This window comes from Providencia alcalifaciens (assembly GCF_915403165.1).
GTDB classification, from domain to species: Bacteria; Pseudomonadota; Gammaproteobacteria; order Enterobacterales; family Enterobacteriaceae; genus Providencia; species Providencia alcalifaciens_C.
On the sequence record NZ_OU659204.1, the window covers coordinates 3,355,307 to 3,377,420 of the forward strand.

23 protein-coding genes are annotated in these 22,114 nt (G+C 42.8%); 14 read left to right on the plus strand and 9 right to left on the minus strand.

Translation table 11 applies throughout. From position 1 onward, the window contains the following. Positions 1-412: 412 nt before the first annotated feature. The 6 genes from frdA (at position 413) to LDO73_RS15305 (ending at position 4,607) form a co-directional block, all read left to right on the plus strand. The gene (frdA, locus tag LDO73_RS15285) at positions 413-2,209 is read left to right on the plus strand and encodes a fumarate reductase (quinol) flavoprotein subunit (RefSeq protein ID WP_224059147.1); all 1,797 of its coding nucleotides are present in this window, start codon (positions 413-415) and stop codon (positions 2,207-2,209) included. After that, positions 2,202-2,936 (plus strand): succinate dehydrogenase/fumarate reductase iron-sulfur subunit, encoded by a 735-nt coding sequence (locus LDO73_RS15290; protein WP_224059149.1) that lies wholly within the window; start codon positions 2,202-2,204, stop codon positions 2,934-2,936. Before frdA ends, LDO73_RS15290 begins: the two co-directional genes overlap by 8 nt. A gap of 14 nt (positions 2,937-2,950) precedes the next feature. Next, positions 2,951-3,346 (plus strand): fumarate reductase subunit FrdC, encoded by a 396-nt coding sequence (frdC, locus tag LDO73_RS15295; RefSeq protein WP_140341750.1) that lies wholly within the window; start codon positions 2,951-2,953, stop codon positions 3,344-3,346. A 15-nt stretch (positions 3,347-3,361) separates the two neighbouring features. Continuing rightward, on the plus strand, positions 3,362-3,715 hold the full coding sequence (gene frdD, locus LDO73_RS15300; protein WP_006659009.1) for a fumarate reductase subunit FrdD: 354 nt from the start codon (positions 3,362-3,364) through the stop codon (positions 3,713-3,715). A gap of 66 nt (positions 3,716-3,781) precedes the next feature. Beyond that, positions 3,782-3,910 carry a hypothetical protein gene (locus LDO73_RS18005; RefSeq protein WP_263422574.1) on the plus strand — a complete coding sequence of 43 codons (129 nt, stop codon included), beginning with the start codon at positions 3,782-3,784 and terminating at the stop codon, positions 3,908-3,910. Between the two features lie 112 nt (positions 3,911-4,022). Then, entirely contained in the window at positions 4,023-4,607 is a 585-nt protein-coding gene (locus LDO73_RS15305; RefSeq protein WP_224059151.1) for a TetR/AcrR family transcriptional regulator, read from the plus strand. 38 nt (positions 4,608-4,645) lie between these two features. Here LDO73_RS15305 and LDO73_RS15310 read toward each other — a convergent pair whose 3' ends face one another. After that, on the minus strand, positions 4,646-5,095 hold the full coding sequence (locus tag LDO73_RS15310; protein ID WP_224059153.1) for a winged helix-turn-helix transcriptional regulator: 450 nt from the start codon (positions 5,093-5,095) through the stop codon (positions 4,646-4,648). A 131-nt stretch (positions 5,096-5,226) separates the two neighbouring features. Here LDO73_RS15310 and LDO73_RS15315 point away from each other — a divergent pair, with 131 nt between their 5' ends. After that, on the plus strand, positions 5,227-6,444 hold the full coding sequence (locus tag LDO73_RS15315; RefSeq protein ID WP_224059155.1) for an MFS transporter: 1,218 nt from the start codon (positions 5,227-5,229) through the stop codon (positions 6,442-6,444). Between the two features lie 50 nt (positions 6,445-6,494). On the opposite strand, the gene LDO73_RS15320 is transcribed toward LDO73_RS15315, so the two are convergent. Together LDO73_RS15320 and LDO73_RS15325 are read right to left on the minus strand one after the other, a co-directional pair. Then, the gene (locus tag LDO73_RS15320) at positions 6,495-7,688 is read right to left on the minus strand and encodes an MFS transporter (RefSeq protein ID WP_224059157.1); all 1,194 of its coding nucleotides are present in this window, start codon (positions 7,686-7,688) and stop codon (positions 6,495-6,497) included. Positions 7,689-7,739: 51 nt separating this feature from the next. Beyond that, positions 7,740-8,516 carry a hypothetical protein gene (locus LDO73_RS15325; protein WP_224059159.1) on the minus strand — a complete coding sequence of 259 codons (777 nt, stop codon included), beginning with the start codon at positions 8,514-8,516 and terminating at the stop codon, positions 7,740-7,742. A 218-nt stretch (positions 8,517-8,734) separates the two neighbouring features. On the opposite strand from LDO73_RS15325, the gene LDO73_RS15330 reads away from it, so the two are divergent. Continuing rightward, positions 8,735-8,977, plus strand: coding sequence for a helix-turn-helix domain-containing protein (locus tag LDO73_RS15330; protein ID WP_224059161.1), 243 nt, complete (start codon positions 8,735-8,737; stop codon positions 8,975-8,977). Between the two features lie 95 nt (positions 8,978-9,072). Here LDO73_RS15330 and sugE read toward each other — a convergent pair whose 3' ends face one another. Further along, positions 9,073-9,387 (minus strand): quaternary ammonium compound efflux SMR transporter SugE, encoded by a 315-nt coding sequence (gene sugE, locus LDO73_RS15335; RefSeq protein WP_154603508.1) that lies wholly within the window; start codon positions 9,385-9,387, stop codon positions 9,073-9,075. A 268-nt stretch (positions 9,388-9,655) separates the two neighbouring features. On the opposite strand from sugE, the gene LDO73_RS15340 reads away from it, so the two are divergent. The 3 genes from LDO73_RS15340 to LDO73_RS15350 all read left to right on the plus strand — a co-directional run bounded on the left by LDO73_RS15340 (position 9,656) and on the right by LDO73_RS15350 (position 13,464). Continuing rightward, positions 9,656-10,561 (plus strand): EamA family transporter, encoded by a 906-nt coding sequence (locus LDO73_RS15340; RefSeq protein ID WP_224059163.1) that lies wholly within the window; start codon positions 9,656-9,658, stop codon positions 10,559-10,561. Between the two features lie 348 nt (positions 10,562-10,909). Further along, on the plus strand, positions 10,910-13,003 hold the full coding sequence (gene cstA, locus LDO73_RS15345) for a pyruvate/proton symporter CstA (RefSeq protein ID WP_224059165.1): 2,094 nt from the start codon (positions 10,910-10,912) through the stop codon (positions 13,001-13,003). Positions 13,004-13,260: 257 nt separating this feature from the next. Beyond that, a complete protein-coding gene (locus LDO73_RS15350) occupies positions 13,261-13,464 on the plus strand; it encodes a YbdD/YjiX family protein (RefSeq protein WP_224059167.1) in 204 nt (67 codons plus the stop codon). Positions 13,465-13,581: 117 nt separating this feature from the next. On the opposite strand, the gene efp is transcribed toward LDO73_RS15350, so the two are convergent. Continuing rightward, complete coding sequence (efp, locus tag LDO73_RS15355; protein ID WP_224059169.1) at positions 13,582-14,148, minus strand: elongation factor P; 567 nt, start codon at positions 14,146-14,148, stop codon at positions 13,582-13,584. Positions 14,149-14,190: 42 nt separating this feature from the next. Between efp and epmB the strand changes: the two genes are divergently transcribed. Then, positions 14,191-15,219: an EF-P beta-lysylation protein EpmB gene (epmB, locus tag LDO73_RS15360; RefSeq protein ID WP_224059171.1), complete on the plus strand. Its 1,029-nt coding sequence runs from the start codon at positions 14,191-14,193 to the stop codon at positions 15,217-15,219. 78 nt (positions 15,220-15,297) lie between these two features. On the opposite strand, the gene LDO73_RS15365 is transcribed toward epmB, so the two are convergent. From LDO73_RS15365 to LDO73_RS15380, 4 genes are all read right to left on the minus strand, one after another. Further along, on the minus strand, positions 15,298-15,642 hold the full coding sequence (locus tag LDO73_RS15365; protein ID WP_282560663.1) for a DUF4156 domain-containing protein: 345 nt from the start codon (positions 15,640-15,642) through the stop codon (positions 15,298-15,300). A gap of 396 nt (positions 15,643-16,038) precedes the next feature. Further along, a complete protein-coding gene (groL, locus tag LDO73_RS15370; RefSeq protein WP_224059176.1) occupies positions 16,039-17,682 on the minus strand; it encodes a chaperonin GroEL in 1,644 nt (547 codons plus the stop codon). A gap of 53 nt (positions 17,683-17,735) precedes the next feature. Next, on the minus strand, positions 17,736-18,026 hold the full coding sequence (locus LDO73_RS15375; RefSeq protein WP_006814338.1) for a co-chaperone GroES: 291 nt from the start codon (positions 18,024-18,026) through the stop codon (positions 17,736-17,738). Positions 18,027-18,185: 159 nt separating this feature from the next. Further along, a complete protein-coding gene (locus LDO73_RS15380; RefSeq protein WP_036955943.1) occupies positions 18,186-18,728 on the minus strand; it encodes an FxsA family protein in 543 nt (180 codons plus the stop codon). A gap of 402 nt (positions 18,729-19,130) precedes the next feature. Between LDO73_RS15380 and aspA the strand changes: the two genes are divergently transcribed. Both aspA and LDO73_RS15390 read left to right on the plus strand, forming a co-directional pair. Beyond that, entirely contained in the window at positions 19,131-20,555 is a 1,425-nt protein-coding gene (gene aspA / locus LDO73_RS15385; protein WP_224059178.1) for an aspartate ammonia-lyase, read from the plus strand. A 140-nt stretch (positions 20,556-20,695) separates the two neighbouring features. Next, positions 20,696-22,018, plus strand: a complete 1,323-nt coding sequence (locus tag LDO73_RS15390) for an anaerobic C4-dicarboxylate transporter (RefSeq protein WP_224059180.1) — start codon at positions 20,696-20,698, stop codon at positions 22,016-22,018. Positions 22,019-22,114 lie beyond the last annotated feature (96 nt).

Below are 22,114 nucleotides of genomic sequence, written 5' to 3' on the forward strand. Positions count from 1 at the left end.
CGAGGAACACCAGATTATCCACTGTTAGAAAGAAAAACCTGACGATTTTAGTTGGTTTTAAATGCTAGGAATTCCGTTAAATTTAATGATAATTATTTGAAATTCCTTTTTATTATTTCCAGTTTCTCTACAATTTCTTCGCACCCAAAAACAATTTACAAAAAGAAGACGCAGATCACACTTTAAGGGTAATATCACCCAAAACACCTTTCTATATCAAATTTATCCCTGCCACTATTCGTTATAATTCCCAACATAATAAGTCGTTATTAGCTATTATATATTTACGATTAAAAAAAGATTCTTTGCAGATTTGCCTAAAGGCAAACCGAAACTGAAATAGCTAAGCACTAAAAGTATTTAAAAGAATTTATTAATTTTACACTTTACACTTGAACAATGGAGAAGCGCAGTGCAAACCTTCAATGCCGATTTAGCGATTATCGGGGCCGGGGGCGCAGGCTTACGTGCAGCAATTGCTGCTGCTGAAGCAAATCCCAATATCAAGATTGCTCTGGTCTCAAAAGTTTACCCTATGCGTAGCCACACCGTGGCCGCAGAGGGGGGATCAGCCGCAGTTACTCAAGCCCATGATTCCTATGACTATCATTTTAATGATACCGTTTCTGGTGGTGACTGGCTGTGTGAGCAAGATGTCGTCGATTATTTCGTCGAACACTGCCCAACAGAAATGACCCAACTGGAACAATGGGGATGCCCTTGGAGCCGTAAACCAGATGGTTCAGTTAACGTTCGCCGTTTCGGTGGGATGAAAATTGAACGTACTTGGTTCGCAGCCGATAAGACTGGCTTCCACATGCTGCATACCCTGTTCCAAACATCATTAAAATATCCTCAAATCCAACGTTTCGACGAGCACTTTGTTCTCGACATCATTGTGGACGAAGGTCAGGCGCGTGGTCTGGTTGCTCTGAACATGATGGAAGGTACGAAAGTTCAAATTCGTGCCAATGCTATCGTTATGGCCACGGGTGGTGCGGGTCGTGTTTACCGCTATAACACCAACGGCGGTATCGTAACCGGTGACGGTATGGGTATGGCGTTGCGTCATGGCGTGCCATTACGGGATATGGAGTTCGTTCAATATCACCCTACTGGTCTACCAGGTTCCGGTATCCTGATGACTGAAGGTTGTCGTGGTGAAGGCGGTATCTTAGTCAACAAAGATGGCTATCGCTATCTACAAGACTACGGTATGGGCCCTGAAACGCCACTGGGCAAACCAGAAAACAAATATATGGAACTGGGTCCTCGTGACAAAGTTTCACAAGCATTCTGGCACGAATGGCGTGCAGGTCGCACTATCAGCACTCACCGTGGTGATGTTGTGTATCTGGATTTACGTCACTTAGGTGCTGAAAAACTGCATGAACGTCTACCATTTATCTGTGAGCTGGCAAAAGCTTACGTCGGTGTTGACCCTGTAAACGAGCCAATTCCTGTTCGTCCAACAGCTCACTACACCATGGGTGGTATTGAAACTGATCAACGCACAGAAACCCGTATTAAAGGTCTGTTTGCTGTGGGTGAGTGTTCATCTGTTGGCTTACACGGTGCAAACCGTTTAGGTTCTAACTCACTGGCAGAATTAGTGGTATTTGGTCGCTTAGCGGGTGAAGAAGCGGCACGTCATGCGGCTGAAGCTACTCCTGCAAATGCAAGCGCTATCGAAGCACGTACTCGTGACATCGAAAATGACCTGCAAAAACTTCTGAACCAAAAAGGTAAAGAGAGCTGGTCGAAAATCCGTGATGAAATGGGTGTTTCGATGGAAGAAGGTTGCGGTATCTACCGTACGCCTGAATTAATGCAGAAAACCGTTGATAAACTGGCAGAGCTGAAAGAGCGCTTCAAGCATGTTGAAATCACTGACCATAGCAGCGTCTTCAACACTGACTTACTGTACACCATCGAGTTAGGCTTCGGCTTAGATGTGGCGGAATGTATGGCTCACTCTGCGATTAACCGTAAAGAATCTCGCGGTGCGCACCAACGTCTTGACGAAGGTTGCACTGAGCGTGATGACGTCAACTTCCTGAAACATACTCTGGCGTTCTATAACCCAGAAGGTGCACCACGCCTTGAGTACTCTGATGTGAAAATCACTAAATCACAACCAGCGAAACGTGTGTATGGTGCTGAAGGGGCAGCTCAAGATAAGGCGAATAAGGAGCAAGCTAATGGATGATATGAAACACTTAAAAATGGAGATCATGCGTTTCAACCCAGAAACGGACAATGAACCCCATTTAGTGACTTATGATGTCCCTTATGACGAGCAAACCTCTTTGTTAGATGCTTTGGGCTACATCAAAGATAACCTCGCGCCAGACCTGTCTTACCGTTGGTCTTGCCGTATGGCTATCTGCGGCTCTTGTGGCATGATGGTGGACAATGTTCCTAAACTGGCTTGTAAAACATTCCTGCGTGACTATCCGCAAGGAGTCAAAATTGAGCCACTGGGTAACTTCCCTATCGAGCGTGACCTTGTTGTTGATATGACAAGCTTTATCGAGCGTTTAGAAGCTATCAAACCTTACATTATTGGTAATGATCGCAAACCTTCTGACGGTCCGAACAAGCAAACTCCGGCTCAGATGGAGAAATATCATCAGTTCTCTGGCTGTATTAACTGCGGTCTGTGCTATGCAGCGTGTCCACAGTTTGGTCTGAATCCTGAATTCTTAGGCCCAGCTGCAATCACCTTAGCAGAGCGCTACAACCTCGATAACCGTGACCATGGCGCGAAAGAGCGTATGCCATTATTAAATGGTGACAACGGTGTATGGAGCTGTACGTTTGTAGGTTACTGCTCTGAAGTCTGTCCTAAGCATGTCGACCCAGCGGCGGCTATCCAACAAGGTAAAGTTGCGAGTGCGCAAGACTTTGTTATCGCCATGCTGAAGCCACGATAAGGAGAATTGAAGTCATGACAACTAAACGTAAACCCTATGTCAGGGAAATGAAAGGCGACTGGTGGCAAAAGCTGGGTTTCTACCGCTTTTACATCATGCGTGAAAGTACTTCCGTGCTTCAGGTTTGGTTCAGTATTTTAGTCCTGTACGGAGTATTTGCCCTGAAAAGTGGACCTGAATCATGGGCGGGCTTTGTTGGGTTCTTAAGTAACCCAATCATTCTGATCATTAACATTGTGACACTGGCCGCTACGCTGCTGCATACCACAACGTGGTTCAAACTGGCACCCAAAGCTGTCGCTATCATTGTTAAAGATAAGAAACTGCCAGATGAGCCAATCGTGAAAGGCTTCTGGGCACTCACGATAGTCGTGACCGCGGCTATTTTAGCAATCGCATTACTATTTTAATCGAAGGAGAATCTGATGAATCTAACGCCTAAACGTTCCGATGAGCCGATTTTCTGGGGATTATTTGGTGCAGGTGGTATGTGGAGCGCCGTTATTGGCCCTGCAATCATTCTCTTACTGGGTATTTTAATCCCATTAGGTGTCGCGCCAGAAATGCTGAGCTATGAGCGCATCATGGCATTTAGCCAAAGCTTTATTGGACGTATTTTCTTATTACTGATGATTATTCTGCCAGTATGGTGTGGTATGCACCGTATTCACCACACCCTGCACGATTTTAAAGTGCATGTTCCAGCAACAAAATGGGTGTTCTACGGCAGCTCAGCAATCATTAGTGTTATCGCAATCATCGGTGTATTCACACTGTAATTGTTGATTAACAACGTAAGTTGATAGCAAGTACCCCATCAATGCACTGCATGATGGGGTATTTTTTTGCCTATTAATAACTTACTGGCTGTGTCATTAGTCGCTGACACTCAGTTTTATATTCAATCAAACACTCCGTATTTGGGATGGCTAGGTCTGGATAATTGGTACGCTGCTTTATCTCGCTCTGATTAGCTATTTTTTACTGTTTTATCGCCCTCACCACATATTGAAAGGACATTCCGGTATTTCGGACGTAAAATGCGATTAAGTCTTCAATGAAAATAACGTGATAAGAGCCCTATTTATGTTAACGCCACCGAAAAAACCGAGAACCAAGCCAGCAGAAGAGCGTTTGAACGACCTGATGAATGCCGCTGAAAACCTCTTTCTTTCCAAAGGATTTCTCGCCACAACCGTGAGTGAAATTGTGGCAGCCGCGGATGTCGCAAAAGGGACGTTTTATCATTATTTTCAATCAAAAAACGAAATTATGGATGCCTTGCGCACCCGTTATATGGATTGGTATTTAGGGCATATTGCAGATGCGCTTTCACAGCATGAATCGGCGTCTTCACAGTTAAAATCATGGTGCGAAAACAGTGTTAAATACTATGTTGAAAAGCAGACACTACACGACATGCTCTTTCACGACGAATACCATGGTCACACTAACAGCCATGAACAACGTGCCGTTGAGCAAATTAAACAGATTTTAGCCCTTGGTGAACAGCAGCAAGCTTGGCATGCCGCACCACCAGAGCTTATCGCCACGATGATCTATCATTCAATGCATGCGGCAGTGGATAACCTCGCCACAACCCGTGAATACAACCAAAGCAATTTGGGCGAATTACTGTATGGGCGTTTTGTACGTCTTTTGGCGCAATAAATTGTAGTAGTTTGGCACCCCCACGACTCAGTGGGGATTCACGGCTTAATTTTGATCACCTCAGTCTCACTTGGCGATAACGTTTTTCCATCGTGTGAAAGCGGGTACATCGCCGGAATGGGGCTTTGAGTCTGTTTATCTATCAAAATAGAGTGTGGTTCTCCCTCTCGAAATAAATTCACTTCCCCCCATTGTCTTAATGCAACCACGATAGGAAAAAGGCTTTCCCCCGCCTCGGTCAATACATATTCTTGGTAAGCAGTGCCATCTGACGCATCCTTCAGTTCGAGAATATTTGCATCAAGTAATTTACGTAATCTGTCTGACAGAATATTACGCGCTACCCCTAAACTGCGTTGAAAATCACCGAAACGTCGTACGCCATCAAAAGCATCACGCACAATTAATAGCGACCAGCGATCCCCAATTAAATTGACGCTTCGAGCCACAGGGCACGGGGATCCTTCCATTACTGTATTCGACGACATGACTCCCCCTCTATTTACTATCAAAGAATTAACACCAAAAAATCTAGTTGCATTTTAAAACCAACTAACCTAGCATTCAACTAGTTTCAAATCAAAACCAATCTCAAATTAAAACCAGATGAGTGTGCAAAATGAAAAATTCCCTTTCATTACCCCATTCGGCTATTGAGCAAAATAGCCTTCAAAATTCATTACCGAAAGGGTTAGTTTATCTCTTCGCAGTTGCCAGTGGATTAAGTGTCGCCAATGTTTACTATGCGCAACCATTGCTAGATTCACTTTCTCGTGACTTTCATATTAGTGATGCCGCTATTGGTGGCGTTATCACCGCCACTCAAATTGGCAGTATTCTCGCTCTATTATTATTAGTCCCTCTGGGCGATAAAATGAAACGTCGCCATTTGATGGGATGGCAGCTCAGCGCGCTTGTTTTGTCTTTACTCATTGTTGCGATAGCAGAAACACCCGCCATGCTGCTTATAGGAATGCTCGCTGTTGGTATGCTCGGAACCGCCATGACACAAGGATTAATTTCCTATGCGGCAAGTTCCGCAGGACCCCATGAGCAAGGACACGTGATTGGTACTGCGCAAAGTGGCGTGTTTATTGGGCTTTTGCTTGCTAGAGTTTTTTCTGGCGCAATAAGTGATTTGACTAGTTGGCGAGGGGTTTATCTCTCTTCTGCGCTACTGATGCTCGCTATTGCCTACCCGCTTTGGCGATATCTACCCCAGATCGATCCACCAAAGAATTCCATGAATTACTCAACATTGTTACGTTCAATGGCAACGTTATTTAAACGCCAAAAAGTCTTACAGATTCGCGGGTTCTTAGCGTTACTGATGTTTGCTGCATTTAATATTTTTTGGAGTGCATTGGTTATTCCCTTAAGTGATACGCCCCATCATTTTTCTCACACTCAGATTGGTGCTCTTGGCCTTGTCGGTGTAGTCGGTGCGTTGATTGCTTCAAGAGCTGGGCGCTTAGCGGATTATGGATACGGGCAAATAGTCAGTTTTATTGCTCTGCTATTATTAACGTTATCTTGGTTACCCATTGCGTATATGGATAGCTCACTATGGGCGTTGATCATTGGGATTATTTTGCTCGATGTGGGCGGGCAATCGTTACATGTGACGAACCAAAGCATGATTTATTGCTCAGAGCCTGAAGCACATAGCCGTCTAGTGGGGCTGTATATGATGTTTTATGCGGTCGGGAGTGGCTTCGGTGCAGTCAGCTCAACGTGGATTTATGCCCATGCGGACTGGAATGGTGTTTGTCTATTAGGGGCTTGTGTGAGTGCTTTTGCACTTATTTTCTGGTGGCTGACTCGCCATATTAGATAGGTCATTTAAATAGAAAATAACCCCATAGATTTTATCTACGGGGTTAGTCATTAATATCGTTCCAATTCTTTCGATTTTGGTAGCCAACCTGTCAGGAAGAATAGTGCCGAACAAAATGCGATAAAGCAGCCTGCATAACCTAAGTGAAAATCACTCAAATAGGTAATGGCTAACGGTGTTATCCCCCCAATGCACACAGAAGCCCCATTATAGCCAGCGCCTAGCATTGCAGTATTGCCATGAACAGCACTTGCCAATACGGCTGGTAAATTTGCAAGGATCATTGCAGAGCATCCCGCAATCACCAGCTGCGCAACGCCAACTAACATGAGGCTATCGAGCTGAAGTGTAAAATAAACAGGGACGGATAAGAGCACTAACGCAGCGACTCCCATCCGATATATTTTCGATGGCGTACTGCATTTCGTTGTGAACCAACAGGTTAAAATAATTAGTACTAATAAAAGCCCTGAAGATATCAGAGGAAAAATATCCTTGAGTACCTCATGCTTCAAATGTTTAACAATAATTGTTCCAGAAAGGTTTTGTGAATAAAAAGCCACGGAGGCGGGCGCAGTTAACAAAAAAAGATAAACGATCCCCTGCCAATTAAACGCTCTCTTTTCTGCTTTATTTTCCTGCTTTTCTGGTAATCTCGCACGGAACCAAAAACTGATCCCTATATTAATCAAGCCTACAAGTAATGGAATCCGCCATCCAATATTATGCATCGTTTCTTTATCCAGGATTTGCTGTAAAAACATGACTAATCCTAGTGAAAGAATAACCCCTGCCACTACACTTCCAGAGATCAATGCCGCAATTCTGGCTTGCTCGTTATTTTTCGCATCAGAGAATAAGTAAGTCACTACCGATGGGTACTCACCGCCAAAACTAAAAGCAAGAGCAAGCTGAAGTATCAAAATAGCGATTGGGGTATAAATGCCTAGTAATTGGATAGGCAATAACGCCATGCATAATGTCGCAATACCGGTAATAAAACTCGTCAAGACTAACGCCGATTTTTTCCCTGCAACATCTGCATAGCGCCCTATGATAACCCCACCAATAGGTCGAATTAAAAAACGCAACGCAAAAATACCCCATACCATTATGGTGGATTGTGAATAACCTAATTTTTCCAACTCCGCACTCAAGTAAACTGAAATTGCAGCAAAGACCGCAATATCATAATATTCCAACGCATTTCCTGCAGCTGCACCAAAGCGATATTTCCATTTCATTGCATCATCCTTGTTGTAAAATTTTCATCCTTAATAAGCAATATTCGATAATTATGGATAACTCACCAATGTCTCCAAGCAAGCCAATGTGATTCCGTGTTCTTTTAGAACTGAAAATAGGCCACTGGAAGAAACATGGGGGCATCCTAATTTTTCTTTGATGCGTTGAATTCGCTTGTGCTCATTGGCTTCAGCACAACCTTGGATATAACTAATTTCTTTTACTTTGCAGTGGGAAAGTAATAAACGAATGGTGATCATTTCTTTGCGAGTAAAACGAATATTACCAAAGCGCATATATTGGTGTATATCAAGCAAATCATTATCTAATTCATTTTTTTCACTATGCTTTTCAGCGGGTAAAATAATATTTTCTCTTTGTGGTAAAAAAGCATCATTATCTTTCTGCCAAATACTTTGTGCATAATCTGAAATAATAGGCCTATATTTATAAATTGCGTTAATCTCTTTCATTGACAGTTTCTTTTTTGAATTAATTGATGCCAATTCAAAAACATTTCCATATTTCGTACAAAGATCGATCTTAACCTCACTATTATTTATTTTTAGCAATGTATCTGAATATGCTTTGGAGTAATTATCCCAATATTGAATTCCCGAAGACAATCTTTCACTGATTAAAAGGTCTAAATCATCATTCCAGTAGATCAAGACCCATTCATAGTTACTGGATATTGTCAGTATTTTTCGTTCCGTTAAGTCAACCCTACTGAAAGATAGATCCATATCATCCCAATTAAATTGACTCAAAAATATATTCCTTAACCCATCACATGATTTTTCCAAAAAATTACTTTCAATATTCATTTAATTTCCTTTTAAATTTCACTGTAAAATAACAACGTTAAAAACCGCCAATATCTTTAACATAGAAATTTTTCATGTCAAAGATTAATTTAATTGACATTTTAAAATACAATTTATTTCTCTAATTTAACATTCCAGAAAAACCATATGGTGAATTTAATTAAAATATATTTAATTAAATTTAATAATTAATTATTTTAAAATTATTGGAGAATAATATGAAACAAGATTGGCATCCTGCGGAAATTATTGCCGCTATTCGAAAGAAAGGAACCACATTATCCGCAATATCAAGATCTGTCGGATTAAACCCTTCAACATTGAATAATGCATTGTCACGCCGTTGGCCTAAGGGAGAGAGAATTATTGCTGAGTTTTTAGAAATGTCACCCGAGGAAATATGGCCATCTCGTTATTTGCACCATCAGCCTAAAAAGAGAGAAGTCAGTTCTATTGATTGAGGAAACAAGATCAATATATCCATTATGTTATTTAAATTATGCTGCAATTGCCAAAACGGGTGAACCCTCGCTCACCCGTTCTTATTTTCAGAGGCTTAACTAGAAAGTTTTAACCCAATTAGCCCCATCACAATCAAGCCAAGGCTCAATAAGCGGAACATATTGGCGGATTCGCCAAGGAAAATAATCCCGAAAATTGCGGTGCCGACTGCGCCAATTCCTGTCCAAATCGCGTAAGCGGTTCCGGCAGGCAAGTCACGCATCGCATAAGCGAGTAAGCCCATACTGGCGATAATGGCGGTGATAGTGATAACACTTGGGGTTAGGCGCGTAAAACCATGGGTATACTTTAAACCCACTGCCCAAACAATTTCTAATAAACCTGCGAATAATAAGATGATCCAAGCCATGGTGGATGTACTCCGTCAACTTCTCGGGGTCGTCCCCATTACTTAAACGTGATGGTTTCAGGTCGTCCTGAACACGCGAAATGAAACCGTATTATAAACGTTCAATTTCAGAGACTCAAGTCACTTAAAATAATAATTAACACTAAATTAACGCCCATATTTACCCTATTCATGCTGAATTTGAGTCCTTACATGCAATATCGTCGCACAAATCCCAAAGCACAGGTAAAGTAGAGGTCCATCGCCAATTCTGTGCCGAGAAAACACCATGCGTATCAAAGATATATTACTTGCCCTGTGTGTCGTGATTATTTGGGGCGTCAACTTTGTGATCATCAAACTTGGCGTAACTGCCTTACCCCCACTACTCCTCGGTGCCTTACGTTTTGTGTTTGTGGCCTTTCCTGCCATTTTCCTATTCAAGCGCCCCAAAATTCCGCTGAAGCTGCTACTGATTTATGGGCTAACCATTAGCTTTGGACAGTTTGCGTTTCTATTTTGTGCCTTGCGCGTGGGGATGCCAGCAGGAATTGCCTCGGTGATTTTACAGTCACAAGCTTTCTTCACTATCTTGCTCGGTGCAGTGATCCTTAAAGAATCCCTACAGCCAAGCCACTTTATCGGCATGTTTATCGCCATCGCGGGGCTTGGGATTTTAGCCAATGGTGCAACCTCTGGCGGAATCGATGATATCCCTCTGTTGGGCTTGATCTTTATTTTGGTCGCGGGGCTATCTTGGGCATTCGGTAATATCACCAACCGCATCATTATGCAGCATCAAGGCGAAGAAAAATGCAGCGCCCTTTCCTTGGTCAGTTGGAGCGCTCTAATTCCAATTATTCCTTTTTTATTAAGCTCTTGGATTTTCGAAGGTGAAGATGCCATTGTACAAGGCTTAGCGGGGTTTGATTGGTCTGTGCTCGGCGTAATTTTGTATCTTGCCTACCTTTCCACATTTGTGGGTTATGGGTTGTGGGGTGTGCTGCTCGGACGCTATGAGGCTTGGCGCGTCGCACCGTTCTCTTTGTTGGTGCCTGTTTTTGGGTTAAGTAGCAGCGCTTTATTCCTTGGCGAGCATATTAATGGCATACAAATTGCTGGGTTAGTTTTGATTATGTTCGGACTCATCACGACACTGTTTGGTAAAAAAATCATTCAGATGATCCGAAAGTAACCGCCAACACATTAAAATACCGGAAAATTTCTTCCGGTATTTTTTTGTCTATCTTAATATCCCCAGTAAAAAACGCGCGCATCTAATCGAAGCTATAATCTGGAATTGAAACATTAATTAGAATATAAAACTAATCAATGGATTAACGCTAGACCAAAGCAAGATAAAATCCAATATTAACTTCGATTTTAGTGATGCTAATTCCAATATTGGAATTTATCTACAATTTCAATTAAGTGTCTCGATTTAGCTACTTTTCCTTTCCCACAACTCTCGCTATATCTGTTTGAGTTTTTACTTACATAAATAACTAATAAAGCTCGTTAACGAAATGGATGGGGAAAGGCTATGGGTAAACAATTTATTTGGATTGTTCTCGCTCTGCTCGGCGCGTTTTCGCTCGGTTATATTGCATTAAACCGAGGTGAACAGATCAACGCCCTGTGGATCGTGGTCGCCGCGGTCTGTATTTATTTGATCGCATATCGTTACTATGGACTGTTTATTGCGAAAAAAGTCCTGCAAGTGGACTCCACACGTATGACGCCAGCCATTCGTCACAACGATGGCCTGGATTATGTACCAACCGACAAAAAAGTGTTATTTGGTCACCACTTCGCCGCCATTGCAGGCGCAGGTCCATTAGTCGGTCCAGTACTTGCTGCACAAATGGGGTATTTGCCGGGTATGCTGTGGCTGCTCGCTGGGGTAGTACTGGCAGGGGCTGTACAAGATTTTATGGTGCTGTTCGTTTCAACTCGCCGCGATGGCCGCTCTTTAGGTGAGCTCGTTAAAGAGGAAATGGGCAATACCGCGGGCGTCATTGCGTTGATTGCTTGCTTTATGATCATGGTGATTATCCTTGCTGTGCTCGCGATGATTGTCGTGAAAGCATTAACACACAGCCCATGGGGAACTTATACCGTTGCCTTCACCATTCCATTAGCTATTTTTATGGGGATTTATACCCGCTATATTCGCCCGGGTCGTATTGGTGAAGTTTCAGTTATCGGTCTGATTTTCTTAGTTTTTGCGATTATTTCAGGTGGCTGGGTCGCAGAGAGTGAAACATGGGCTCCTTACTTTGACTACACTGGCGTGCAGTTAACGTGGATGCTAGTTGGGTATGGTTTTGTGGCTGCGGTTCTACCTGTTTGGCTGTTATTAGCCCCTCGTGATTATCTTTCTACCTTCTTGAAAATCGGGACAATTATCGGTCTGGCGATTGGTATTTTGATTTTAAATCCCAATCTGCAAATGCCATCGTTAACTAAATATATCGATGGAACTGGCCCTGTCTGGGCAGGGGATTTATTCCCATTCTTATTTATTACTATCGCTTGTGGTGCCGTTTCTGGATTCCACGCCTTAATCGCTTCCGGTACCACGCCGAAAATGCTCGCCAATGAAAACCAAGCCTGTTTTATCGGCTACGGCGGAATGTTGATGGAGTCATTCGTGGCTATCATGGCGTTAGTCGCAGCTTGTGTGATTGACCCAGGCGTTTATTTCGCGATGAACAGCCCAATGGCCATGTTAGCCCCTGCCGGTACGACGGATGTTGTGGCTTCCGCAGCACAAGTTGTCAGCAGCTGGGGCTTCCAAATTACGCCTGAACAGTTAACGCAAATTGCCAACGAAGTCGGTGAAACCAGCATTATTTCCCGTGCAGGGGGCGCACCAACACTGGCAGTAGGTATGGCGTATATTCTTCATGGCGCGCTAGGCGGGTTGATGAATGTGGCATTCTGGTACCACTTCGCCATTCTGTTTGAAGCGCTGTTTATCCTGACTGCAGTGGATGCCGGAACCCGAGCGGCACGATTTATGCTGCAAGATTTACTGGGTGTGGTTTCACCATCGTTGAAAAGGACAGATTCCCTACCCGCTAACCTGATAGCCACTGCATTGTGTGTACTGGCTTGGGGATATTTCTTGCATCAGGGCGTCGTTGATCCACTCGGTGGTATTAACACCTTATGGCCGCTATTTGGTATCGCTAACCAGATGCTAGCAGGTATGGCACTGATGTTATGTGCGGTCGTTCTGTTCAAAATGAAGCGCCAAGCCTATGCATGGGTTGCACTGTTACCAACTTCGTGGTTATTAGTTTGTACAATGACCGCTGGGTGGGAAAAGACATTCAGTGAAGATGCCCGCGTTGGTTTCTTGGCGGTCGCGAATAAGTTCCAAGCGATGTTAGATAGCGGCAACTTGCCACCACAATATACGGAATCGCAGTTAACTCAGTTGGTTTTCAATAACCGTTTAGATGCTGGTTTAACGATTTTCTTTATGATTGTGGTTGTGGTTCTCGCCCTATTCTCTATCCGTACTGCGTTAAAAGCATTGAAATCCAAGGAACCAACTGCCAACGAAGTTCCTTACGAACCAATGCCAGCCAACTACGAAGAGATCGTGGCGAACACCCGCCATCATTAATATACCGGAGATTGAGAGCTGAGGATTGAGAACCTATTAACCTTTTTACTTCAGTTTTGTGTTTTAGGTTTCTGATTTAGATGTTTTTCAAAACTCACTCTCTTTCTCCAAAATCGCTAGCTACGATGCAATCCTCTAAATAGTTTGTATTGTAGCTAGGCAGCAAACGAGGATATCCCTAGGAGCATACATAAGTATGTGACGAGGGTAGCCAAGTGAAGCTAACAACGCTACAAAACAAAATATGACGAGGATTTATGTTTGGAAACTTAGGGAAAGCGGCCCGTTACTTAGGCCAAGCCGCCAAAATGATGGTCGGCGTCCCCGACTACGACAACTACGTCGCTCACATGCAACATACCCATCCTGACCAAACGCCGATGACTTATGAAGAGTTTTTCAAAGAACGGCAGGATGCTCGCTATGGTGGTAAGGGTAAAGGCGGGTTTAAATGTTGTTAATCATTGCTCGTAAAGAGCACCATCAATAAAAAAGCCGAATACAGTGCGATACTATATTCGGCTCTTCTTGATCTCACTTCGCCACTCACTATAATGGCTGGCTTGATCTGTCGGCGATTATTTTACGCGTGAAACGTATTCGCCTGAACGAGTGTCAACTTTGATCACTTCGCCAATCTGAACGAACAGAGGAACTTTAACCACTGCACCAGTGCTTAACGTTGCTGGTTTACCACCAGTACCTGCTGTATCGCCTTTCAGACCTGGATCTGTTTCAACGATTTCTAACTCAACGAAGTTCGGCGGAGTAACTGCGATTGGACGACCATCCCACAGAGTTAAAATACACTCCGCTTGGTCGATCAGCCATTTGTCGTTATCACCGATAGCTTTAGCATCTGCTGCCAGCTGTTCGAAAGTTTCGTTGTTCATGAAGTGCCAGAACTCACCGTCGTTGTACAGGTAAGTTAAGTTCATATCCATGACATCTGCACCTTCGCAAGAGTCAGTAGATTTAAAGGTTTTTTCCAACAACTTGTTAGAAAGCAGTTTACGCAGACGAACGCGTGCGAACGCTTGACCTTTACCCGGTTTAACGAATTCACTTTCAAGAATTGCACACGGCTCACCATCTAACATGATTTTAAGACCTGAGCGGAATTCATTGGTACTATAAGTAGCCATGGAGATCCTCTATTTATAAACTAAAAATGGCATAGCCAAAAAATGGTCGATATTATAACTCAAAATACCTCATCCAGAGAAGTCTGGATACAACAACTTGCTGAAGCAGTCACTAATCCGGATGAATTGCTGCAATTACTAAACTTAGAAGACCATCAGCCATCGCGAGAAGGTCATGAAGCACGTAAGTTATTCCCCTTACGCGTTCCGCGTCCTTTTATTTCGCGAATGAAAAAAGGTGATCCACTAGACCCTCTGTTATTACAGGTATTAACCGCAAAAGCAGAGTTCGATATACATCCAGGTTTTTCTACTGATCCACTAGAAGAGCAGGATAACGCGATCCCGAGTTTACTCCACAAGTACCGTAACCGTGCATTAATGCTGGTTAAAGGGGGTTGTGCAGTGAACTGTCGATACTGCTTTCGCCGGCATTTTCCTTATGAAGATAACAAAGGAAATAAAAATAACTGGTTGATGGCTGTGGATTATATAAAAAACCACAGTGAACTCAATGAAATCATCTTCTCTGGTGGAGATCCATTAATGGCGAAAGACCATGAACTTGACTGGTTAATTAGCCAACTTGAGGAAATTCCACATATTACGCGCTTGCGAATTCATTCTCGCTTACCGGTGGTGATCCCTGAAAGAATTACAGATACCTTTTGCCAGCGCTTATCCCAGTCACGTTTGCAGGTCATTATGGTGACCCACGTTAACCACGCTAACGAGATTGATGATGAATTTACCAAAGCGATGCAGAGATTAAAACACGCGGGCGTTACGCTACTGAACCAAAGCGTATTACTCCGCCAAGTTAATGACAATGTCACTGCATTAGCAAACCTGAGTAACGCCCTATTTGATGCGGGAATTTTACCGTATTACTTGCATGTGCTCGACAAAGTTCAAGGCGCGGCCCACTTCTTAGTGAGTGATCTTGAAGCACGGCAATTAATTCGTGAATTGTTAAGTCAGGTTTCAGGGTATTTAGTGCCGAAATTAGCGAGAGAAATTGGTGGGGAGCCAAGCAAAACCTTACTCGATTTAAACTTGCGCCAAAGCTAGCCTAAATTAATAGACATAACAGTTTATAGGCATAAAAAAACCCGCTTAACTGATTAAGCGGGTCTTATTGATACATTATTATTGGCACTTATAAACTTGGCCAATCATTTTGCTATCAACAGGAACAAAGCTAGATAGGACAGTTTCGCTTGGGCTTGAAGCACCAAAAATCACGTTACCACCCATCGCTGCAGCTTTGTTACGTAAATCATTTGCAGCGCCGCGCATGGAGCTAGATTCGTTATTCACGCCGCTCAACCAGTTGCTTTGAGTTCCAGCGACTTGACCAAGAAGTTGGCATTCGCTTCCAGGTTGATTTTCAACAAAACGAACTTGTGAGCCTGCCGCAGTCAGATCATTGGTTGATGTACAACCTGCTAAAGTTAGTAATGCAGCAGCACCAAGCAAGACTTTAATTCGCATGTTTTCCCTCATTTTTTATTGTGTTTTTGCAGCTGGTTGTAGAACCTTTATCGCTCCAATCACTCAAAATTCTGTTTTATGACAGTGAATTAGCGTACTAGATATCCCAGTAGGTTTGATAAAGACTGTCAATCGCTCAGAGTTTATCACAAAACCGTCAATACGCTTGTGATGTTCTTTACTTATTTAAACTATTTTTTACCTTGGATTAAATATAACCCGATGAGTCACCTCAACGCAAAAATAAGTAATAAACCTCACAAATGCAAAGCACGAATCCATTAATTTGAGTGCCTATAAAAAAACCGGCACCACTAGATAACTCATGGTGCCGGTCTTATTTTGGCTGATAGCCACTAGTTAGTGACTACTGGCGCACAATGTTTGCCTACTGGCTTACATCATGCCGCCCATTCCACCCATGCCGCCCATACCAGCAGCGCCTAAGTCAGGTGCATCTGATTTAGGAGAGTCAGTGATCATTGCTTCAGTCGTGATCATCAGACCTGCGATTGATGCAGCGAATTGCAGTGCAGAACGAGTTACTTTAGTTGGATCTAGGATACCCATTTCGATCATGTCGCCATAAGTATCTGTTGCCGCGTTGTAACCTTCGTTACCATTAACTGCTTTAACTTTGTTAACAACCACAGAAGCTTCTTCACCTGCGTTGGTGACGATTTGACGCATTGGTGATTCCATTGCACGCAGTGCAACACGAATACCAACGGTTTGATCTTCATTGTCGCCTTTCATACCTTCCAGTTTCGCAGCAACGCGAACCAGAGCAGTACCACCACCAGCAACCACACCTTCTTCAACCGCAGCGCGAGTTGCATGCAGAGCATCGTCAACACGAGCACGTTTTTCTTTCATTTCAACTTCAGTTGCTGCGCCCACTTTAATGACCGCAACACCGCCAGCTAATTTCGCTACGCGCTCTTGCAGTTTTTCACGGTCGTAGTCAGAAGAAGATTCTTCGATTTGTTGACGAATTTGAGTCACACGACCTGCGATTGCAGTTTCGTCACCGATACCATCGATGATGATAGTGGTGTCTTTGTTGATAACGATACGTTTAGCTTGACCTAAATCTTCTAACGTTGCTTTTTCCAGCTCCATACCGATCTCTTCAGAGATAACAGTACCATTAGTCAGGATAGCGATGTCTTGCAGCATTGCTTTACGACGGTCACCGAAACCAGGTGCTTTAACCGCAGCCACTTTCACGATACCGCGCATAGTGTTAACCACTAATGTTGCCAGTGCTTCGCCTTCAACATCTTCAGCAATAATCAGCAGTGGTTTGTTCGCTTTTGCTACACCTTCTAATACTGGAAGTAATTCACGAATGTTAGACACTTTTTTGTCAACTAACAGAATGAATGGATTTTCCAGTTCAATAACACCAGTTTCTGGTTTGTTAATGAAGTAAGGCGATAAATAACCGCGGTCAAACTGCATACCTTCAACCACGTCTAATTCGTCTTCCAGACCAGTACCTTCTTCAACGGTGATAACGCCTTCTTTACCGACTTTATCCATTGCTTCTGCGATTAAACGACCAACAGTTTCGTCAGAGTTTGCAGAAATAGTACCAACCTGTGCGATTGATTTAGTATCTGAACATGGAACTGACAGTGTTTTCAGTTCTTCAACAGCTGCGATAACCGCTTTGTCGATACCACGTTTCAGATCCATTGGGTTCATACCCGCAGCAACGGCTTTCAGACCTTCAGTGATGATGGATTGAGCCAGAACTGTTGCGGTAGTTGTACCGTCACCCGCAGCATCGTTAGCTTTAGAAGCAACTTCTTTCACCATTTGAGCACCCATGTTCTCGAATTTATCTTCTAATTCGATTTCACGAGCGACAGAAACACCGTCTTTAGTGATGACTGGTGAGCCAAAAGATTTGTCTAAAACAACGTTACGACCTTTAGGGCCTAAAGTCACTTTAACTGCATCAGCAAGAACATTGACACCACGAAGCATTTTTGCACGTGCATCATTACCAAATTTAACGTCTTTAGCTGCCATTATTTCTTTCCTTTAAATTCTTTTCGTTTGATGAAAGTTTTAAGTGAAAATGATTATTCAACAATTGCTAAGATGTCGCTTTCGGACATGATTAACACTTCTTCATTGTCGATTTTTTCAGCTTTTACGCCATAACCGTCGTTAAAAATCACGATGTCGCCAACTTTCACATCCAGCGCTTTAATTTCACCATTTTCCAGGATGCGACCTTGGCCTACAGCGATAACTTCACCACGAGTTGATTTTCCCGCAGCACTGCCAGTTAAAACGATACCACCAGCAGATTTTGATTCGATTTCTTTACGCTTAACGATAACGCGGTCATGCAATGGACGAATGTTCATTAATAGTTCTCCTACAAATAAAGTCCATACGAGTAAAAGGACGATACCAAGATGATCTTCACCAGTACCATGATTCAGGAGATTGGGATGAATAACTAAGACTTCAAGGGGTGGGAGATAAATTTTTTTATTATTTATCTCCCCACATTTCAAAAGGAATTAAGGTTTAGGCGGGTTATCTTGGTTGGAGTCTGAAGATTTATCATCAGGAACACGATGGCTTTCACCATCAATAGTTCTTTCACGATCAATAGTATAAGAAGGGTCATCTTGCTTGCGTTGGTACTCACCTTCAAAGGTATTGCCATTTTGATAGCCACCACCCTGAAAACCATTTCCAGGTTGGTAAAACTTGATGTGCGGGATTAAACGCATCACAAATAATTTTTGTACTGGTGGTAGTAATAAAAGTAGACCAATAAAGTCAGTGAAGAATCCGGGAACAATCAGTAAAAATCCTGCTAACACTAACGCCACACTTTTAATCATTTCAGCGGCAGGACTTTCACCACTCATTAATTTTTGTTGTATTTGCATGACATTTTTCATCCCTTGGTTCTTCACAAGTGAAACCCCTAAACAGGATGTGAGCACCACTAAAATCAATGTCATCAACACACCAATTTCAGCCGCAACTCGGACAAAAATGACCGACTCTATATACACCAAAATACATATCAGAATTAGTGGTAACCAGCGCACAAGTACTCCTTAATATCAATAAGCTACTGCATTTTTCGGGGCTAAATGAAAACCTTTGTGAACTATCTCTAAGAGACTACTATTCATATTCGCTTTTTTCATTAGTATAGCCATAATAATTGGGTCTCTGATCGTGATTTTCAACTCATGGACTAAGATCATTAATGATGCTTATCTGTGATTTAAATCACACAATATAAATTCTATTGCACTAATCAATCCATAAAATGATCTAGGTTCAAGGTATGGGGTGATAAAGGGCATATGATCCCCCCATAAGTCAGTAGAACATAATACTGATAAAGGAGTAATAGGTGGTAATCACCTAGAAGTTTAGTTTTAGGATATATTTTTAAAAGCGCATAAACGGACAGTAACTGTAATCTAATTAAGAAGGTTCTCATGTCAAACAATACTCGTATCGAAGAAGACCTGTTAGGTAAAAAAGAAGTTCCAGCTGATGCCTATTATGGTGTTCATACTCTGCGTGCGATTGAAAACTTTTATATCAGCGACCGCACCATTAACGATGTCCCAGAATTTATTCGCGGCATGGTAATGGTTAAAAAAGCAGCCGCTCTAGCTAACAAAGAACTGCACACTATTCCTCGTAATATCGCAGATACCATCATCAAAGCGTGTGACGTTGTTTTGAATGAAGGCAAATGCATGGATCAGTTCCCAGTTGACGTATTCCAAGGTGGTGCGGGCACATCACTGAACATGAATACCAACGAAGTTCTGGCAAACATCGGTCTTGAACTGATGGGTCATAAAAAAGGTGAGTATGAGTTCTTAAACCCAAATGACCATCTGAACAAAAGCCAATCTACCAACGATGCATACCCTACCGGTTTCCGTATCGCGGTTTATAACTCTGTTCTGAAATTAATCGATTCTGTTACTTACCTGAAAAAAGGTTTTGAAAGCAAAGCAGAAGAGTACAAAGATATCCTGAAAATGGGTCGTACTCAATTACAAGACGCAGTACCAATGACTGTTGGTCAGGAATTCCATGCTTTCGCAACTCTTCTTAAAGAAGAAGAGAAAAATCTGAAACGTAGCATCGATTTACTGCTCGAAGTTAACTTAGGTGCAACTGCTATCGGTACTGGCCTGAACACAGCCCCTGGTTACCAAGAACTGGCTGTTAAAAAATTAGCTGAAGTAACAGGTTTAGCATGTGTACCATCAGAAGACTTAATCGAAGCAACTTCTGACTGTGGTGCTTACATCACTGTTCACGCTAGTCTGAAACGTTTAGCCGTTAAACTGTCTAAAATCTGTAACGACTTACGTTTACTTTCCTCTGGTCCTCGTGCGGCACTGAAAGAAATTAATCTGCCAGAATTACAAGCAGGTTCTTCTATCATGCCAGCAAAAGTTAACCCAGTAATCCCTGAAGTTGTTAACCAAGCATGCTTCAAAGTTATGGGTAACGACATCTGCGTAACGATGGCTGCTGAAGCAGGTCAATTACAATTAAACGTAATGGAACCAGCAATTGGTCAAGCGATGTTCGAATCCATTTCTCTGATGAGCAATGCATGCCGCAACTTAGTAGAAAAATGCGTTAATGGCATTACTGTTAACAAAGAAATCTGCGAAGCGTTTGTATTCAACTCTATCGGCATCGTGACTTACCTGAACCCATTCATTGGTCACCACAACGGTGATATCGTGGGTAAAATCTGTGCTGAAACAGGTAAGAGCGTACGTGAAGTTGTCCTAGAACGTGGACTGCTGACCGAAGCAGAATTGGATGATATCTTCTCTGTAGAGAACCTAAAACATCCAGCATATAAAGCAAAAAGATTTGACGACTAATTGTTTATGTTTAGCATAAATAATTCTTAAGAATAAGGGCACGACTTTCCACCGGATAGCGTGCCTTTTTTCATGAATACACACACAAATAATTAACATAACAGTTTCATAATTTTCATTTTTGTCGAGGAGTAAACACTATGTTAGCCGTAGAATTTGTCATTGTTCTGCTGGCCATTTTTTTAGGGGCCCGTCTTGGAGGGATAGGTATCGGTTTTGCCGGTGGCCTTGGTGTTCTGGTACTCGCTGCAATTGGCGTGAAACCGGGAACCATTCCTTTTGACGTAATCTCTATCATCATGGCAGTTATTGCCGCCATCTCTGCAATGCAAATTGCAGGTGGTCTGGATTACTTGGTTGCTCAAACAGAAAAATTGCTGCGTCGCAATCCAAAATACATCACTATCCTTGCTCCTATGGTGACCTATTTCCTAACTCTGTTTGCAGGTACAGGTAATATCTCATTAGCAACTCTGCCAGTTATTGCAGAAGTGGCGAAAGAACAAGGCGTGAAACCATGTCGTCCACTGTCTACGGCGGTTGTTGCAGCTCAGATTGGTATTACAGCATCACCAATTTCTGCGGCAGTTGTTTACATGGCATCGGTAATGGAAAACCCTGCAATGGTTGGCGCAGGTAACACCGTTAGCTATATCACGCTGTTAGGTATTTTATTGCCAGCAACGTTCTTAGCTATCATCCTGATGTCTTTCATTATCTCTTGGACATTTAACTCTAAACTGTCTGATGACCCAATCTACCAAAAACGTTTAGCTGAAGGCTTAGTTGAACTGCGTGGTAGCCAAGCGAAAGATATCAAACCGGGTGCTAAAGCGTCTGTTCTATTATTCTTACTCGGTGTTGTTAGCGTAGTTTGCTACGCAATTATCAACAGCCCAAGTTTAGGGATCGTGGCAACTCCACTGATGAACACCACTAACGCTATCCTGATCATCATGCTGACTGTGGCGACATTAATCACTGTTCTGTGCCGTGTAAACACCGATGCAATCCTGAACTCAAGTACCTTTAAAGCAGGTATGAGCGCATGTATCTGTATCTTAGGTGTTGCGTGGTTAGGTGATACTTTCGTACAACACAACATTGATTGGATCAAAGCGACTGCAGGGGATGTCATCCATGAACATTCATGGATGTTAGCGGTAATTTTCTTCTTCTGTTCTGCGCTTCTGTACTCTCAAGCGGCAACAGCAAAAGCACTGATGCCAATGGCACTGGCTTTAGGTGTTAGCCCATTAACGGCTATTGCTTCATTCTCAGCAGTATCTGGTCTGTTCATTCTGCCTACTTACCCAACACTGGTTGCGGCAGTACAAATGGATGACACCGGTACAACTCGCATTGGTAAATTCGTCTTTAACCACCCATTCTTTATTCCGGGTACCATCGCTGTGGCATTGGCCGTTACCTTCGGCTTCCTGTTCGGCGGTATGATCCTGTAGTCATCAATGTAATTGTAATGACTTAGGAACAGAGAAACCGTGGCTTTCGAGTCACGGTTTTTTTATGTCTGCACTAATCATCTCTGTGCTGACATA

Bases quoted from the DNA above. Each gene is read 5' to 3' on its own strand.
- frdC (WP_140341750.1), top strand. From the start codon at position 2,951: ATGACAACTAAACGTAAACCCTATGTCAGGGAAATGAAAGGCGACTGG.
- LDO73_RS15315 (WP_224059155.1), top strand. From the start codon at position 5,227: ATGAAAAATTCCCTTTCATTACCCCATTCGGCTATTGAGCAAAATAGC.
- cstA (WP_224059165.1), top strand. From the start codon at position 10,910: ATGGGTAAACAATTTATTTGGATTGTTCTCGCTCTGCTCGGCGCGTTT.
- LDO73_RS15350 (WP_224059167.1), top strand. From the start codon at position 13,261: ATGTTTGGAAACTTAGGGAAAGCGGCCCGTTACTTAGGCCAAGCCGCC.
- LDO73_RS15325 (WP_224059159.1), bottom strand. From the start codon at position 8,516: ATGAATATTGAAAGTAATTTTTTGGAAAAATCATGTGATGGGTTAAGG.
- LDO73_RS15340 (WP_224059163.1), top strand. From the start codon at position 9,656: ATGCGTATCAAAGATATATTACTTGCCCTGTGTGTCGTGATTATTTGG.
- LDO73_RS15375 (WP_006814338.1), bottom strand. From the start codon at position 18,026: ATGAACATTCGTCCATTGCATGACCGCGTTATCGTTAAGCGTAAAGAA.
- sugE (WP_154603508.1), bottom strand. From the start codon at position 9,387: ATGGCTTGGATCATCTTATTATTCGCAGGTTTATTAGAAATTGTTTGG.
- LDO73_RS15305 (WP_224059151.1), top strand. From the start codon at position 4,023: ATGTTAACGCCACCGAAAAAACCGAGAACCAAGCCAGCAGAAGAGCGT.
- LDO73_RS15390 (WP_224059180.1), top strand. From the start codon at position 20,696: ATGTTAGCCGTAGAATTTGTCATTGTTCTGCTGGCCATTTTTTTAGGG.
- aspA (WP_224059178.1), top strand. From the start codon at position 19,131: ATGTCAAACAATACTCGTATCGAAGAAGACCTGTTAGGTAAAAAAGAA.
- efp (WP_224059169.1), bottom strand. From the start codon at position 14,148: ATGGCTACTTATAGTACCAATGAATTCCGCTCAGGTCTTAAAATCATG.
- LDO73_RS15365 (WP_282560663.1), bottom strand. From the start codon at position 15,642: ATGCGAATTAAAGTCTTGCTTGGTGCTGCTGCATTACTAACTTTAGCA.
- LDO73_RS15310 (WP_224059153.1), bottom strand. From the start codon at position 5,095: ATGTCGTCGAATACAGTAATGGAAGGATCCCCGTGCCCTGTGGCTCGA.
- groL (WP_224059176.1), bottom strand. From the start codon at position 17,682: ATGGCAGCTAAAGACGTTAAATTTGGTAATGATGCACGTGCAAAAATG.
- LDO73_RS15320 (WP_224059157.1), bottom strand. From the start codon at position 7,688: ATGAAATGGAAATATCGCTTTGGTGCAGCTGCAGGAAATGCGTTGGAA.
- frdD (WP_006659009.1), top strand. From the start codon at position 3,362: ATGAATCTAACGCCTAAACGTTCCGATGAGCCGATTTTCTGGGGATTA.
- epmB (WP_224059171.1), top strand. From the start codon at position 14,191: ATGGTCGATATTATAACTCAAAATACCTCATCCAGAGAAGTCTGGATA.
- LDO73_RS15290 (WP_224059149.1), top strand. From the start codon at position 2,202: ATGGATGATATGAAACACTTAAAAATGGAGATCATGCGTTTCAACCCA.
- LDO73_RS15330 (WP_224059161.1), top strand. From the start codon at position 8,735: ATGAAACAAGATTGGCATCCTGCGGAAATTATTGCCGCTATTCGAAAG.